Genomic DNA, 14,226 nt, shown 5'->3' on the forward strand with positions numbered 1-14,226 from the left:
GGACTCCGCGCGCTCCGCGATACCGAGGGCGTCGAGACTATTCGCCAAACGTGCGCAAGATGTGTTTGGCCGCAACCTCTGCATCCTCCTCGAGCGCAAAATGCCCGGTGTTCAGCAGATGGACTTCTGCCTTGGGCAGGTCGGCACTATAGGCGTCGGCTCCGGCCGGCAGAAAGATTGGGTCGTTCTTGCCCCAGAGAATCAGCGTCTTGGGCTGACGCGCCTTCAGGTATGCGTGCCATGCCGGATACTGACGAACATTGTCGTAATAGTCGACGATCAGCGCGCGCTGGATGCGGTGCTGCTGGGGAAGGGCCTGGACGAAGCTGTCGAGGCGGTAGCTCGTCGGATCGACGTTCGCCAAATCGCGGACGCCGGTCAGATACTGGAACTTCGTGCCCCCGGGCGAGAGCATCCCCTCCAGGGCAGCGGACGCCTTGGCGTTCAGCGGACCCCCGGCGCGCGTGCGCATGTCTTTCAGGACATCGGGGGCGATGCCGACTTCATAGGCGTTGGCGTTCTGGATGATGAGCCCGTCGACCATGTCCGGGTGCGCCATCGCCAGACGGAAGCCGACGGGGCCGCCGAAGTCTTGCATGTAGATGGTGAACCTGGTCAGCCCGACGGCCTGGACGAAGCGGTCCATCACGTTCGTGAGATTGGCGAAGGTCGGCGCAAAGCGGGCTTCGCTCGGTGCGTCGCTGAAACCGAAGCCGGGGTAATCAGGCGCGACGAGGTGGAAGCGCGAACTGAGCAGCGGGATCAGCGTGCGGAACTCGTGCGACGATGCCGGAAAGCCGTGCAGCAACAGGATGGTCGGCTTGGCGGGGTCGCCCGCCTCGCGATAAAAGATGTTGATGCCATCGACCGTGACCGTCTTGTACCGCACATCGGCCGACGGCGCGGAGCGTTCCTGCGCGATGGCGGCGGACGGGCTTGTCGCCGCTGCGATCCCCATCGTGGTCGCGACGATCGCGCTCGCCAGGTGGCGGCATCTTGCCCGCGCGGACTGGCGGGCGGGAGCGTTGTCATTGGTGTTCATGGCTTGGTTTCCTCTTCAAAACATACCGTTGCCGTTAGCGGCCTGGTCGGGGATGGGCTGCTTCACATCCCAGTGTTCGACGATCTTGCCCTGCTCCAACCGGAAGATATCCACGATCGCGTTCCCGCGATCACTCGGGTGCAGTCTCTCGAGCACATGGAGGATGACGAAGTCGCCATCGGCGAAGGTCTGCCGAACGGTGCTGCGCGCGTCCGGGTAGTTGGCACGGAGAAAGCGAACGAACTTGGCGAAGCCTTCCCTGCCGTCGTCCGCTGTCGGGTTGTGCTGGAGGTATCGCTCGCCGAGGAAACGGGAAGCCCCGGCATAGTCCTTCCGGTTCAGACCCGCTTCGTAGAAGGCGAGGACGACGCGCTTGTTCGCCTCGGTCGCGCCCTCGGCGGCTCGGCTCGCCTCGGTGGCGCCCGTCGCCAGCCCGCACGAGGCGAGCGCTCCGGCGACGATGGCCCATCGCTTTCCAGCGCTGGCGAAGGTTCTGGTCGTTCGCATGAAAGTACTCCTTGCTTCGCGTCCGCGAGAGGAATGTCAGCCGAGTTCCACCCAATCGCCGGGCTCGCAGATCCGGATGTAGACGCCGGACCCAGCGCCGGCGGTGCGCAGCCTGCCCACGGGATCGTCGGTCTCGATATAGCCCGGCGGCCGATGCAGCGCGCCGTAGTGGATCGGCGTGACCGCCCGCGCGCCGAGCATCCGCGCCGCCTTGACCGCCTCTTCCGGCGTCATCACCGCCTCCTGCTCTCGAGGCGGCTGCAGGAACGGGAAGTCGACCAGCGCGCCGTTGATCGGCAGGAAGGCATGGTCGAACGGCCCGAACGCCGTCGCGATGCGCCACCAATAGCTGTGGAACAGCGTATCGCCGGCATGGATGATGCGCTGCCCGTCCGCCTCGACGATCCAGCTCACCTGCGGATCGCCGAAGCCGTCGACTGCGGGTACGGCGTGGAGCGTGAAGGGCTCCGCTTGGTGGCTGGTCCAGGCGTCCACGACGCGGACGTCCAGCGACACGGTGCCGAATGCCCGCTCGGCATGGGCGGTGAGTTCCAGGTCAGGCCCCGCGCCGGCCGCGGGCGCGGGCCGGAACACCGGCGCTCCCTCGCGCAGGGCACCGTCGAGCGCGACCGGGTCGGCGTGATCGGCATGGAGGTGCGTCAGCAGCCCCGCCACCGCGCGCGCCGGCTCGGCGGCGCGCGGAAACGGCTGCCGGTCGTCGCGTAGCGGCAGTTCGGATGTGTCGAGGATATAGTCGATCAGCAGCGTGTCATCGCCGCACTCGATCTCGATGCCGGACCAGCCGAGCCGTCTGATGCGCATGGTCGTTCTCCTTGCTAGGCTTGTTGAGGGTCGTGTCGTCGGAAGGATGTTGCGGCGGCGCTGCGGCGGTCGGCGGCGAGGGCCACCGCCCAGATCGCGAGTCCGCCCAGCGCTAACCCGGCCCCGACCCAGCCCGTCGAGGTCCAACCCCAGCCGGCGCTGATCGCCAGGCCACCAAGCCAGGGCCCGAGCGCGTTGGCGGTGTTGAAGGCCGAGTGGTTGAGCGCGGCGGCGAGCCCCTGGGCCCGGCCGGCGACATCCATCAGCCGGGTCTGGAGCAGGGTGCCGAGCGCGCCGCCCAGCCCGATCGCGACGACGATCGCGGTCATCGACCAGAGCCGCTGCGCCGCGATGGGATAGAGCGCCGCCGTTACCACCGCCCAGAGCAGCAGCGCGCCCGCAGCCGGCATCGGCCTCCGGCCCGCAAGGCGCGGCACCAAGAGATTGCCGAGCGTCATCCCGACACCGAACAGCGCCAGCACGAACGGCACGGCGAGGGGAGGCGCGCACGTCACCTCGGTCAGCGTTGGCACCAGATAGGTGTAGATCGCGAACATCCCGCCAAAGCCGATCGCGCCGATGCCGAGGGTCAACCACACTCGCGCGTTACGAAGCGCGTCCAGCTCGGCAAGCAGAGGGGCGTCGGGGCGACTGCGGTCGCGCGGCACCAGCGCCCACACCGCCGCGACGGTGGCGACGGCGAGCACCGCGACGACGACGAACGAAGCGCGCCAGCCGCCCAGCTGCGCGAGCAGGTTGGCGGCGGGCACGCCGACCACGGTGGCGACCGTCAGCCCGGCCATGACCCGGCCGACCGCGACCGTCCGCCGGTCGTCCTCGACCAGGCTCGCCGCCACCAAGGCCGCGAGACCGAAATAGGCGCCGTGCGGCAAGCCGCTGAGGAAGCGGAAGAGCAGCAGCCATCCGAACGACGGCGCGGCCGCGCTGAGCAGGTTGGCGATCGCGACCCAGCCCATCAGCACGATCAGCATAGTGCGGCGAGACTGGCGCGCGCCGCCGACGGCGAGCAGCGGCGCGCCGACGACGACGCCGATCGCATAGGCGCTGATCGCCTGACCGCCGGTCGGCAGGTCGACATGGAGGTCGCGGGCGAACAGCGGCAGGATGCTCATCGTCGCGAACTCGGTCGTGCCGATCGCGAAGCCGCCGAGCGCCAGCGCGGCGTGCACGATGCCGCTGCCACGCGGAATGCTGGCGGATGGCGTCACGAGCCGAGGTCAGTAGGCGACCGAGAAACGCGCGCGGTGGTGCGCGGGACGCTCGGCCTCGTCGAGCATGGCGACGGCATAGTCCTGCAGCGAAATGCGGCTCTCGCCCGCCGCGTCGGTCATCAGCTGGTCGCCGCCGACGCGGTAGCGCCCGGTGCGCTCGCCCGGTTCGAGATGCGCGGCGGGGCTGACGAACACCCAGTCGAGATCGGTTTCGGCGCGCAGCTGATCGAGGAAAGCCGCGGTCCTGAGCGCGCCCGCCTTCCACTCGGCCGGGAAATTCGGCTGGTCAATGACTCGCTCTCCGGAGGCGATCTCCAGCGTGCCCGCGCCGCCGACCACCAGCAGGCGATCGACCTTCGACTGCTTGACGCCGTCGATAATCGCCTGCGTTCCCGTACCGTCGGGGCCGCGGCCGGGGTTGAAGGCGCTGATGACTACATCGTGGCCGGCGACCGCCCGCGCGAGCGCGTCGGCGTTCCTCGCGTCGGCCTGCACACCACGCAGCGTCGCGGCCGAGGGCAGCGCCGATGTGTCGGTGACGATGGCGGTCACGTCGTGGCCGCGCTCAAGGGCCTCGGTGAGCAGCTTGGCGCCGACGAAGCCGGTGGCGCCGATCAGGGCAATTTTCATGCGATTAACTCCTCTTGGGGGGACAGGATGCGCGACACGCCGGCAAGCGCCTCGACGAAGGCGTCGGGGCGGCCGTAGAAATCCTCGTGCGGCACCCGGACCAGCTCGGGTCCGTTCTCCAGCACGAAGCCGGGAAAGCCGCGCAGGTCCGATTGCGCCATGAAGCCGCGGGTGCGTTCGATATGATCCGCCGCGGCCGCGGCCGCGAACGCCGCCGCGAACGCATGTTCATCCAGGCCGATGCCGGCAGCGACCGCGGTGAGGACGCCGGGTTCCACCACGCGCAGGCCGGCGACGTAGTGCGCCTCCTGGATCGCGTGCAGCATCCGGCGTTCGGCGCCGGGCTCGACCTCGCCCGCGGCCAGCACCGCCGCGATCGTTGGCTGCGACCAGAAGACGGTGGCGACGTCGCCGAGTAGGCCGTTCAGATAGGCGTCGCCGAACCGCTGGCCCGTGAGCGAGGCGATGCGCGCGTCGCTCTGACGAATGTACGCCAGCTTCTCCCGAGCAAGCTTTGTCGGAGCACCCCATAGCCCGCCGCCGTGCAGCGACAGCGGGATGCCGGCCGCCGCGGCCGCGTCGACCATTGGTGTCGCAGCGTAGCACCAGCCGCAGAGCGGGTCGTAGACGTAGTGCAACACCGGGTTGGGCATCGTTGCCTCCATATTCCTGGACAGGACCGGAGATAGGAGCTTCACTATTGCCCGATTAGCGGGTCACTCCGGCTAACTCCTTGAAGCAGGACTTACGGATGGAAGATCTTCGGCAATATGCGGTGTTCGCCGAGACCGTCTCGGCCGGGTCGATGAGCGCCGCCGCCAAGCGGCTCCGGATGACGCCGTCGGCGGTCAGTCAGACCATCCGCGCGCTCGAGGCGCGCACAGGGGTCGTGCTGCTGCATCGTTCCACGCGCAAGCTCGCCCTGACTGAGGCCGGCGAACGCTGCCTGCCCTATTGCAAGCGCCTGCTGGAGGCGCGCAACGGGGCGACCGCCTCGCTGGAGCAGGCGCGCGATGCTCCGACCGGCGAACTGCGGGTCGCGGCGCCGATCGGCTTCGCGGCGCACATCTCGACCGCGCTCGCGCCGGTGCTCGCCGACTGGCCCGGCCTGCGATTGAAGTTGATTCTCGACGACAGGCTTGTCGACCTGATCGACGTGCGTGTAGACTTGGCGGTGCGGGTCGGCGGCCTGCCGGACACGAACTGGATCGGCCGCAAGCTCTGCGACTTCGAGGGTATTCTCTGCGCATCCCCTGCCTATCTCGGACGGCGCGGCTCTCCCGCGACGCCGGCTGACCTGCCTGGGCACCACTGGCTTGCGATGGAAGGGGATACTAATCTGACAGGCCGGGGAAATGGCGAACCCGGCCCCGAGACCGCGCTTGAACTCACGGATGGCAAAGGCAGGCGGGAGCGCGTACCGCTGGCGATCCGCATCGGCACCACCAGTCAGGTCGCCCTCCAGCAGTTGTGCGAGGAGGGGATGGGCCTGGCGTCGCTGTTCCACCCCGATGCGCGCCCGGCGCTTGAGCAGGGTAGGCTCGTCCGCCTGCTGCCTGATTGGCGACTGCCCTCGGCGCCGGTGACAATGGTCATGCCGAAAGGCGGGGGCGGGGTGGCCAAGGTCGGGGTCGCCGCCGATGCGCTGCAACGCTACTTCGCGGCGCTGTCCATTGCCGGGTGACGGGTTGCAACGGTCCTGCGGAGCCGACTATCGAAATGCGGCGCGTACCCTGCCACACAGTTCATCCTTACTTATGATGCCCGTTAATTACTGAAATTGGCGCGCAAATCACGATTGGCGACGTCGTCCGAGCAGCTTCTCGCCATCGGGCCTGATCTGCCCGTCGGGCGTGACGTGTCGGTAAAGCGTCTGCCGCGTGATGCCGAGCTCAACACATAGCTCGCCCACCTTGGTTTCGGGCTTGCCCATCGCGGCTTGGGCGAGCCGGAGCTTGGCCGTCGTCATCTTGAACGGGCGACCACCATGTCGCCCGCGCGCGCGGGCGGACGCAAGCCCCGCCTTGGTACGCTCGACGATCAGCTCGCGCTCGAACTCGGCGAGCCCCGCGAAGATCGCGAACACCAGTCGACCATTGGCGGTTGTGGTATCGATCGACGCACCTTCGCCGGCGAGCACCTTCAATCCGACCTCCCGCGTGGTGAGGTCCCCGACGAGGTTGACGAGATGGCGCAGATCGCGACCGAGCCGATCGAGCTTCCACACAACCAGCGTGTCACCGCCCCGCAGAGCCTTGAGAGCAGCATCGAGCCCCGGCCGGTTGTCACGCCGTCCTGAGGCGCTGTCCTCGTAGATGTGCTCGGCCGCGACCCCGGCCGCGGCGAGCGCGTCACGCTGAAGATCGTGGATTTGGCTCCCGTCGGCTTTCGAGACCCGGGCGTAACCAATCTACGTTGTCACATATTCGTCCGTATGCGGAGCACGACTGAGTAGCCGTCCGCTTCACAACTATACTGTCACTTAACCCGTGTTCCTGTCTATGCTCCGCGAACATCCTGAACAGCTCAATATGTGACGGTTGCGGGGAGCCGGTGCGATGCCAGGTAAGACGATCCTCTCGCCGGGGCAGCGCGCTGCGATTTTCGACCCACCAACCGATCGCGAAACAATCGAGCGGTTCTACACGCTGGGGCCGGAAGACCTTGTCCAGGTCTGCCGACGTCGGCGCGGTGCCAACCGCATCGGCTACGCGGTGCAGCTATGCTACCTTCGCCACCCCGGTCGTGCGCTTGCGCCGGGCGAGGCACCGCCCGCGGCCATGCTCTCGATGCTGGGCGAGCAGGTGGGCGGCGACCCGGCCGAGTTCGAGCACTATGCCGCGCGCGGGCCGACATTGCGCGAGCACCGCGCCGAGATCGAGGCGTTCTTGGGGCTGCGCGCGTTCGAGCGCGCGGACCTGCGCGTCATGCTCGCGGTCGGCATCGAGGTCGCCGCGTCGACCGATCGCGGCGAGACCATCGTCGCCGTCATGGTGGAGCGGCTACGCGCGGCCCGCGTGGTCGTGCCCGCACCATCGGCGCTGGAACGTGTCGCGCTGATCGCGCGCGCCCAGGCGCGACGAGCGGCGTATTCGGCGCTGATCCGCGATTGCGCCGCTGAGCAGGAGCAACGGCTGGAGCGCCGGATCGAAGCGAGCGAGGAAGGCCGCACGGGACTGGGCTGGATACGCGACTGGTCGGAAGCGCCGTCCGCGACCAATTTGAAGGCGCTGGTCGAGCGGCTGAAGCGGATACGCTCGCTTGAGATCGAGTCCGACCGGGCGCGGCGCGTCCACGGCGCGCGTTACGCCGTGATCGCGCGGGTCGCCGGCCTGGTCACCGCCCAGCACCTTCGCCGGCTGGAGCGGCGTCGTCGCCTGGCGACACTGGTCGTGTTCGCGATCGAGACCGAAGCGGCGCTCACCGAAGCGGCGCTGGTGATGGTCGGGAAGCTGGTCGGGTCGCTGTTCCGGCGCGCCGATCGGACCCGCTCCGAACGGCTGCTCGGGGCCGCCCGGCTGCTCAAGGACACCGCCCGTCACCATGCGCGGCTCGGCCGCTTGCTGATCGACGCGCGCGCGCAAGGTCGCGACCCGCTGCGCGCGATCACCGACCGCATCGGCTGGGACCAGCTCGAACGCAGCGTTCGCGACGCGGAGGAACTGACCCGTTCCGCCGACGACGGGCTCGATGAGGTGGTCGAGCGCTATCCCACGGTCCGCAAGTTCGCGCTTACCTTCCTGGCCGCGTTCACGTTCCGCGCGGCGCGCGCGAGCGACCCGCTGCTTGGCGCGGTCGAGGTGTTGCGCCGCATGTACCGAGACGGCCGCTCGGTCCTGCCCAAGCGAGTGCCCACCACGTTCCTACGCCCGCGCTCGCGCAAGGTGGTGTTCCCGGCCGGGGGCGGCGTCGACCGGCGCGCTTATGAGGTCGCCGTGATCGTCCACCTGCGCGAGCGGCTGGCGTCGGGCAGCGTCTGGGTTGACGGAAGCCGCGCGTTCCGCACCCTCGACAACTATCTTCTTCCGCAGGCGGCGTTCGCCGCGATGCGCGCGGAGGACCGACTTGGGCTGGCGGTCGCGCCCGTGTTCCGGGACTGGCACGCCGACCGGCGCGCGTTGCTCACCCGGCGCATGGGCGAGGTGGAGCGCGCGGCCGCTGCGGGCAAGCTGGTCGACGTCGTGATCACCGGGGGCGAGCTGACCATCTCGCCGCTACGGCGCTCGGTGCCGGACGAAGCCGAGGAGCTGAAGGCGCGTCTTTACGCGCTGCTGCCCCGCGTCCGCATCACCGACCTGCTGGTCGAGGTTGCAGGCTGGTCGGGGTTCGCCGAGCGGTTTACCCACGCGCGTAGCGGCGACACCGCGACCGATCAGTCCGCTTTGATGGGCACCATCCTTGCCGACGCGACCAACCTCGGGCTCGGCCGCATGGCGGAAAGCTCGCGTGGGCTGACGCTCGCGCGGCTTCGCTGGACGGCCGAGTGGCACGTCCGCGACGAGACATACCTGTCGGCGCTCGCCGCGATCGTTGACGCGCACATCGCGCACCCGTTGGGCAAGGTGTGGGGACCAGGCGACATCTCCTCCTCCGATGGCCAGTTCTTCCGGGCTGGCGGGCGCGGCGAGGCGCGCGCCGACCACAATGCGCGCTACGGCTCCGAAGCCGGCGTGCTGTTCTACACCCACATCTCTGGGCGGTTCGCGCCGTTCCACACCGACGTGATCGCCGCGAACGCGGGCGAGGCACCCCACGTCATCGACGGCCTGCTCAACCACGAAAGCGAGTTGGTCATCCGCGAGCACGCAACCGATACTGCGGGAGCCGTCGACCATGTGTTCGGGCTCTGTCACCTGCTCGGATTCCGGTTTGCACCGCGCATCCGCGACCTGAACGAGCGACGGCTATACAGCATGGCGGCGCACGACGCCTGGCCGACGCTGCGGCCGCTGGTCGCGGGCCCGGTCAACATCCGCGCGATCGAGGAGCATTGGGACGAAACATTGCGGCTCGCCGCCTCGATCCGGGCGGGCACGGTGAGCGCGTCGACCATGCTCCGCAAGTTGGCGGGCTACCCCCGCCAAAACCCGGTCGCCCGCGCGCTCCGCGAGATCGGCCGGGTTGAGCGCACCTTGTTCATGCTCGACTGGTTCGACGATCCCGAGCAGCGACGCCGCACCGGTGCCATCCTCAACAAGGGCGAGGCCAGGAATACGCTCGCCCGCGCCATCTTCTTCAACCGCCTGGGCGAGCTGCGCGATCGCACGTTCGAGAATCAGCGGCATCGCGCCTCCGGGCTGACGCTGGTCACGGCCGCGGTGACGCTGTGGAACACCATGTATCTCGACCGCGCCGTGCAGCATCTCCGCTCGAACGGCGTCGAGGTGCCCGACGAGCTGCTTGCCCATGTCGCCCCGCTCGGCTGGGAGCATATCGGGCTCACCGGAGACTATCTCTGGAGCGAAGTCGACAAACCGCGCGAGCGGTTCAGGCCGCTCCGTGTCGCCGCAGCCGATCGCAGGCGTTAGCGTACGATTTTGGGCCTTCTCTCACCGGCCCCCAGAAGCGGCTTGCGCGCGAGCACCTGGCCATCGCTGAGCACCCGCTGAGCAGTACATCGCACGCCGCGGCGGAAGTTCCATGACGATGCGCGGCTGGAGCACGGCAAACGGGCTCGCGCGGGCCGGGTGGCGTTCGACGCGCCTCGGCCGCGGCGGGGGCCGTCCGCCCTGCGGCGCGGCTGCCGCAGCGGGGCGCTCGAACGGCGCAATCGTCGCGGGGATAGCCTGACGTTATTGCCCTAATGCTACAGCCTTGAACTCGAGCGCTCTTTCCGCGCGCTGGATTGTAGGCAATAATCCGCTCCTCAGCCCTACCCCCATCACGCCCGGGTTAGGCCCGGTTTGGGACGCGCTCCATCAAATCCTCGCCCATCCTCCAGCGTCACGCTCTGCGTCAGGTCGAACACCGCGCGCCCATCGGCGATCAGGCTCTCCTCGGGGCGGGCGAGCATGTTGATGAAGCCGGGCGACACCGCCTTGCCGCGCGCGTCGACTTCCGTGCGGCCGTGACCCGCCAGATGGGGCGCTGAGCGCGGCGATGCTGGCGCCCGTAACCGCCACGTCGGCGACGAACGGCTTGCCGCCGCTGCCGTCATACACCGTGCCGCCGCGGATCACGACATCATAGCCCGGTGCGGCGGCCGGCGGCGCGGCGCCCAAGCCGAGCGCGAGCAGCGGCAGGGCGAGCAGGCGGGCGAGGGTCATCACGGCTCCTTGACGGGGGTCAGCTGCAAATCCTGATAATCGTAGGAAAAGTCGGCGGTGGGCGACACCGGCTTCATCGTCACGCGATCGACCTTGCCGTCCGCGCCCAGCGAGAAGGTGACATAGGCGGGCTCGATGCCCGGGTCGTCGAACCGGGTGATGAAGCTGTCATATTGATAATGGTCGAGCCGCCCGGTCATGCGCGGGGTGGTGGCGAAATTGATGGTCAGCCCCCTGGCGTCCGACCCGACCACCACCTTGCCATACCACGGATCGGCATAGGTTCCTGTGTAGCGCGCGATCGGCAGCGACGGGCCGACCCGTGCGGGCGTCGCCGCCGCCTGCGTCACCGTCTGCGCGGCGGCGGCCCGGCGCGCGTCGAGGAACGCGGCAAAGCGTGCGGGCCAGTCCTGCGCCGGGCGGCCGAGATAATGGTCGAGCAGGTCGTACATCAGGCCGGTCGGCACTTGGCTGTCCTCGCTGTTAATCGTGATCGCGAAGCCGACATTCTTCTTGGGGATCAGCGCCACGGCGGTGAGGAAGCCGAACACCGCGCCCGTATGGAGCACGATCTTCGTGCCGGCATAGTCGCGCACTTCCCAGCCGAGCGCATAATCCTTGAACGTCGCCTGCGTGCCCGCGAGGTCGGGCGGGAGCGGAGCGATTGGCTCGATCGTGACCGGCTTCCACATCTCCGCCGAGGACGCGTCGCTGAACAGCCGCCCGCCGTTGGGTAGCCTGCCATGCGCGAGCTGGACCTGCAGCCATTTGCCCATGTCGTTGGCGCTGATCGACAGCAGCCCGGCGGGCGCGGAGGACTGGCCGAGCTGATCGCGCTCGTCGAGCACCTGCTGCGCGCCCAGCCCGCGCACCGCGCCGCCGGTGCGCGCGTGCGGCCAGGCGCGGTCGGCGGTCGCCAGCCGCACCTGCGGGTCGCCGGTCGAGCTCAGCATGCCGGCCGGGCGGAACACATGGTCGCGCAGGTAATCCTCGTACCGCTGCCCGCTGACCGCCTCGATCAGCGCGCCCGCGACCGTGTAGAGGATGTTGTCATAGGCATAGGCGCTGCGAAAGCTGGTCGCGGGCTTGATGTATTTCAGCCGCCGGACGATCTCCGCGCGCGACAGGCTGCCGCGCGGGACGAACAGCAGGTCGCCCGCGCCGAGCCCCAGCCCGCTGTGGTGGACGAGCAGGTCGCGCACCGTCATCTCGCGCGTGACCCATGGATCGTACATCTGAAAGCCCGGGAGCCGGTCGACGACATGGTCGTCCCAGCCGAGCTTGCCCGCGTCCACCAGCGTCGCGAGCGCCGCGACGGTCATCGCCTTGCCGGTCGAGCCGGTCCGGAACAGCGTGTCGCCGTCGACCTTCTCGGCGCTGCCGAGCCTGCGCACGCCATAGCCGCGCGCGAGCACGACGCGGCCGTTCTCGACGATCGCGACCGCGACGCCGGGCACGCCCGCCTTGACGCGCAGCGCCTCGACGCGCGCGTCGAACCCGGCGGGCGGGTCGGCGAGCGCGGGGCTGGCGAGCGCGACGAGCGCGGCGGCGACGAGCTTCTTCATGCGGCCTCCAATACGGGAGCGGGTCGGTGGAGCAGCCGCCAGACGCCGAGGGTGGCGAGCGGCAGGACGTAGACGGCGAGGATCACCCAGGCGAGCAGGCGGTAGCCGCCCGCGATCAGCGCGACGAGCCCGACCCGCTGCGCGATCAGCATGCAGATCGCCAGCAGCACCAGCGCGCCAAAGCCGCGCTGGCCCCGGGTCAGCGCGCGGCCGCGCCGCGCGGAGGCGTTCGACACCCGCTCCATGATCGCGTGCACCGCGCCGGTGCCGCTTTCGAGCAAGGCGGCAAAGATCATCAGCTGAAACAGATAGCGGAACCACGGGTGGCCAAGCCGCGCGAGCAGATAGTCGGACGGCAGCGCCTCGCCAGCGATCGCGGGCATGAACGCGGTCATGCAGGCGAAGAACAACAGCGCCGGGATCATCGCCAGCGGCCCCGCCGCCAGTCCCGCGATCACCGCGTCGCGGTCCGACCGCAGGTGGCGCAGCACCGGCAGGATGATCACCGCGCCGACGATGTTGTACCCCGCATAGGTGACGCCGCCCGCCACCCAGCCCGGTGCCACCGTCGCAGGTCCCGCGAACGCCGCGCCGAGCCGGTCGCCGAACGCCAGCAGCGCAAAGGCGAAGAACAGGATGTACACGCCGTAAAGCAGCACCGACACCCACGCGAACAGCCGTTCCACCGAACTGGTGCCGAACGCGACCACCGCGGCGATCGCGGCCATCAGCGCGAGCGTTCCCGCCAGCCGCGGGACCGCCAGCGTCGCATGCCCGATCTCGCCCGCCGCCGCGCCGAACACCGCCAGCACCAGCACTATGAACAGCGCGTACGCCGCCTCGAACACCACCCAGCCGCGCCCGAGCAGCGCGCCGAAAAACGCGCGATAGTCGCGCGCGCCGGTCGCGCGCGCGAACAGAAAGGTGAGCGTGGCGACGCCGCTCCAGATCGCGGTCCCCAGCGCGAGTCCGACGAGCCCGCCCCAGGGACCTGCCGGGAGGAAAAACTCGGCGATCTCGCGACCCGTGGCATAGCCGCCGCCGATCACCACCGCCTTGAACGCGAAGCCGGGCAGGACCAGCCGCTGAAACCAGCTTGCCCGCGCGGCGGCGGTCATTGCAGACACGCCTCCACCAACCGGTCGAACGCCGCGCCGCCGCGGATCGGGTCGGCGGCGGGCAGCGACAACCGTGCCGCGGTCGCCGCGATCACCGCGTCCGCCTCGCCCGCGCTCAGCGCGCCGGTGTTGAGGCTGACGCCCACGCAGCGGATCGCCGGATTGGTCAGCCGTCCCAGCGCCACCGTCTGCCCGATCACCTGCTCGATCGTGGGCAGGGCGCGCTCGGGATGGCCGAGCACGCCCACGCGCGTCGGGTCGTGACAGACCACGAACAGGTCGGGCTGGCTGCCGTGGAGCAGCCCGAGCGACACCGCCGCATAGGCCGGATGGAACAGCGACCCCTGCCCTTCGATCACGTCCCAATGGTCGGGCGCGGCGGCGGGGCTGAGCTGCTCGGCCGCACCCGCGACGAAGTCCGACACCACCGCGTCGATCGGGATGCCCGCCCCCGCGATCATGATGCCGGTCTGCCCGGTGGCGCGGAAGGTCGCGTCGACCCCGCGCGTCACCAGCGCGCGTGCGATCGCCAGCGCGGTATATTTCTTGCCCAGCGCGCAGTCGGTGCCGACGGTGAGCAGCCGCTTGCCCGCCCGCTTCACGCCGCTGCCTACGGCCAAGTCCGAGGGCGGTGTGCGCACGTCGATCAGCCGCCGCCCGAGCCTGGTCGCCGCTGCCTGAAGCTCAGGCACATCGGCCAGACGGACATGCATGCCGGAGATGAGGTCAAGTCCCGCCTCGAGCGCCTCGGCCAGCGTCGCGCGCCAGACCAGCGGTATTCCGCCGCCGGGCGAGGCGATGCCGATCAGCAACGCCTCCGCACCGCGCGCGGCCGCCTCGGCGGGCGACAGCCGCGGCAGCCCGGTGGTGACGCTTGCGCCGGGCAGCGAACATTCGCCGACGCACCACTCGGCGGCCCAATGGCGCAGGCCGAACGCGGTCTTGGCGAAGCCCGGTTCGGTGACATCGCCGAGGAACAGCAGCAGCCGCGGCGGCGGCGCGGCACCGCCGCCCGCCGGCACCGGCCGGTCGAGCAGGTCGATG

13 protein-coding genes are annotated in these 14,226 nt (G+C 69.5%); 2 read left to right on the forward strand and 11 right to left on the reverse strand.

Annotated features, from left to right (window positions below; genetic code table 11):
• Positions 1-37 precede the first annotated feature (37 nt).
• From L8H00_RS13120 to L8H00_RS13145, 6 genes are all read right to left on the reverse strand, one after another.
• Positions 38-958: an alpha/beta fold hydrolase gene (locus tag L8H00_RS13120; protein WP_242097749.1), complete on the reverse strand. Its 921-nt coding sequence runs from the start codon at positions 956-958 to the stop codon at positions 38-40.
• A 99-nt stretch (positions 959-1,057) separates the two neighbouring features.
• Complete coding sequence (locus L8H00_RS13125; RefSeq protein ID WP_242097750.1) at positions 1,058-1,549, reverse strand: nuclear transport factor 2 family protein; 492 nt, start codon at positions 1,547-1,549, stop codon at positions 1,058-1,060.
• Positions 1,550-1,585: 36 nt separating this feature from the next.
• A complete protein-coding gene (locus tag L8H00_RS13130; protein ID WP_242097751.1) occupies positions 1,586-2,371 on the reverse strand; it encodes an MBL fold metallo-hydrolase in 786 nt (261 codons plus the stop codon).
• Positions 2,372-2,385: 14 nt separating this feature from the next.
• On the reverse strand, positions 2,386-3,600 hold the full coding sequence (locus L8H00_RS13135; protein WP_242097752.1) for an MFS transporter: 1,215 nt from the start codon (positions 3,598-3,600) through the stop codon (positions 2,386-2,388).
• 9 nt (positions 3,601-3,609) lie between these two features.
• The gene (locus tag L8H00_RS13140) at positions 3,610-4,233 is read right to left on the reverse strand and encodes an NAD(P)-dependent oxidoreductase (protein WP_242097753.1); all 624 of its coding nucleotides are present in this window, start codon (positions 4,231-4,233) and stop codon (positions 3,610-3,612) included.
• Positions 4,230-4,886 carry a DsbA family protein gene (locus tag L8H00_RS13145; RefSeq protein WP_242097754.1) on the reverse strand — a complete coding sequence of 219 codons (657 nt, stop codon included), beginning with the start codon at positions 4,884-4,886 and terminating at the stop codon, positions 4,230-4,232. Before L8H00_RS13145 ends, L8H00_RS13140 begins: the two co-directional genes overlap by 4 nt.
• A 98-nt stretch (positions 4,887-4,984) precedes the next feature.
• Here L8H00_RS13145 and L8H00_RS13150 point away from each other — a divergent pair, with 98 nt between their 5' ends.
• Positions 4,985-5,917, forward strand: coding sequence for a LysR family transcriptional regulator (locus tag L8H00_RS13150; RefSeq protein WP_242097755.1), 933 nt, complete (start codon positions 4,985-4,987; stop codon positions 5,915-5,917).
• A 108-nt stretch (positions 5,918-6,025) separates the two neighbouring features.
• On the opposite strand, the gene L8H00_RS13155 is transcribed toward L8H00_RS13150, so the two are convergent.
• Complete coding sequence (locus L8H00_RS13155; protein WP_242097772.1) at positions 6,026-6,643, reverse strand: recombinase family protein; 618 nt, start codon at positions 6,641-6,643, stop codon at positions 6,026-6,028.
• Between the two features lie 148 nt (positions 6,644-6,791).
• Here L8H00_RS13155 and L8H00_RS13160 point away from each other — a divergent pair, with 148 nt between their 5' ends.
• Positions 6,792-9,761, forward strand: coding sequence for a Tn3 family transposase (locus L8H00_RS13160; RefSeq protein ID WP_242097756.1), 2,970 nt, complete (start codon positions 6,792-6,794; stop codon positions 9,759-9,761).
• A gap of 390 nt (positions 9,762-10,151) precedes the next feature.
• Here L8H00_RS13160 and L8H00_RS13165 read toward each other — a convergent pair whose 3' ends face one another.
• The 4 genes from L8H00_RS13165 to L8H00_RS13180 are packed head-to-tail and all read right to left on the reverse strand — an operon-like array spanning position 10,152 to position 14,225.
• A complete protein-coding gene (locus tag L8H00_RS13165; RefSeq protein WP_242097757.1) occupies positions 10,152-10,499 on the reverse strand; it encodes a hypothetical protein in 348 nt (115 codons plus the stop codon).
• A complete protein-coding gene (locus L8H00_RS13170) occupies positions 10,499-12,064 on the reverse strand; it encodes a serine hydrolase (RefSeq protein WP_242097758.1) in 1,566 nt (521 codons plus the stop codon). Before L8H00_RS13170 ends, L8H00_RS13165 begins: the two co-directional genes overlap by 1 nt.
• Positions 12,061-13,182: a hypothetical protein gene (locus L8H00_RS13175; RefSeq protein WP_242097759.1), complete on the reverse strand. Its 1,122-nt coding sequence runs from the start codon at positions 13,180-13,182 to the stop codon at positions 12,061-12,063. The genes L8H00_RS13170 and L8H00_RS13175 overlap by 4 nt, the downstream gene beginning before the upstream one ends.
• The gene (locus L8H00_RS13180; protein WP_242097773.1) at positions 13,179-14,225 is read right to left on the reverse strand and encodes a DUF1611 domain-containing protein; all 1,047 of its coding nucleotides are present in this window, start codon (positions 14,223-14,225) and stop codon (positions 13,179-13,181) included. The genes L8H00_RS13175 and L8H00_RS13180 overlap by 4 nt, the downstream gene beginning before the upstream one ends.
• Position 14,226: the final 1 nt, after the last annotated feature.

Source organism: Sphingomonas sp. CROZ-RG-20F-R02-07 (assembly GCF_022662335.1).
GTDB lineage: Bacteria > Pseudomonadota > Alphaproteobacteria > Sphingomonadales > Sphingomonadaceae > Sphingomonas.

What these genes read in the sequence shown, in the direction of transcription:
- L8H00_RS13130 (WP_242097751.1), bottom strand. Translation starts at nt 2,371, where the DNA reads ATGCGCATCAGACGGCTCGGCTGGTCCGGCATCGAGATCGAGTGCGGC.
- L8H00_RS13160 (WP_242097756.1), top strand. Translation starts at nt 6,792, where the DNA reads ATGCCAGGTAAGACGATCCTCTCGCCGGGGCAGCGCGCTGCGATTTTC.
- L8H00_RS13170 (WP_242097758.1), bottom strand. Translation starts at nt 12,064, where the DNA reads ATGAAGAAGCTCGTCGCCGCCGCGCTCGTCGCGCTCGCCAGCCCCGCG.
- L8H00_RS13165 (WP_242097757.1), bottom strand. Translation starts at nt 10,499, where the DNA reads ATGACCCTCGCCCGCCTGCTCGCCCTGCCGCTGCTCGCGCTCGGCTTG.
- L8H00_RS13145 (WP_242097754.1), bottom strand. Translation starts at nt 4,886, where the DNA reads ATGCCCAACCCGGTGTTGCACTACGTCTACGACCCGCTCTGCGGCTGG.
- L8H00_RS13175 (WP_242097759.1), bottom strand. Translation starts at nt 13,182, where the DNA reads ATGACCGCCGCCGCGCGGGCAAGCTGGTTTCAGCGGCTGGTCCTGCCC.
- L8H00_RS13120 (WP_242097749.1), bottom strand. Translation starts at nt 958, where the DNA reads ATGGGGATCGCAGCGGCGACAAGCCCGTCCGCCGCCATCGCGCAGGAA.
- L8H00_RS13140 (WP_242097753.1), bottom strand. Translation starts at nt 4,233, where the DNA reads ATGAAAATTGCCCTGATCGGCGCCACCGGCTTCGTCGGCGCCAAGCTG.
- L8H00_RS13150 (WP_242097755.1), top strand. Translation starts at nt 4,985, where the DNA reads ATGGAAGATCTTCGGCAATATGCGGTGTTCGCCGAGACCGTCTCGGCC.
- L8H00_RS13125 (WP_242097750.1), bottom strand. Translation starts at nt 1,549, where the DNA reads ATGCGAACGACCAGAACCTTCGCCAGCGCTGGAAAGCGATGGGCCATC.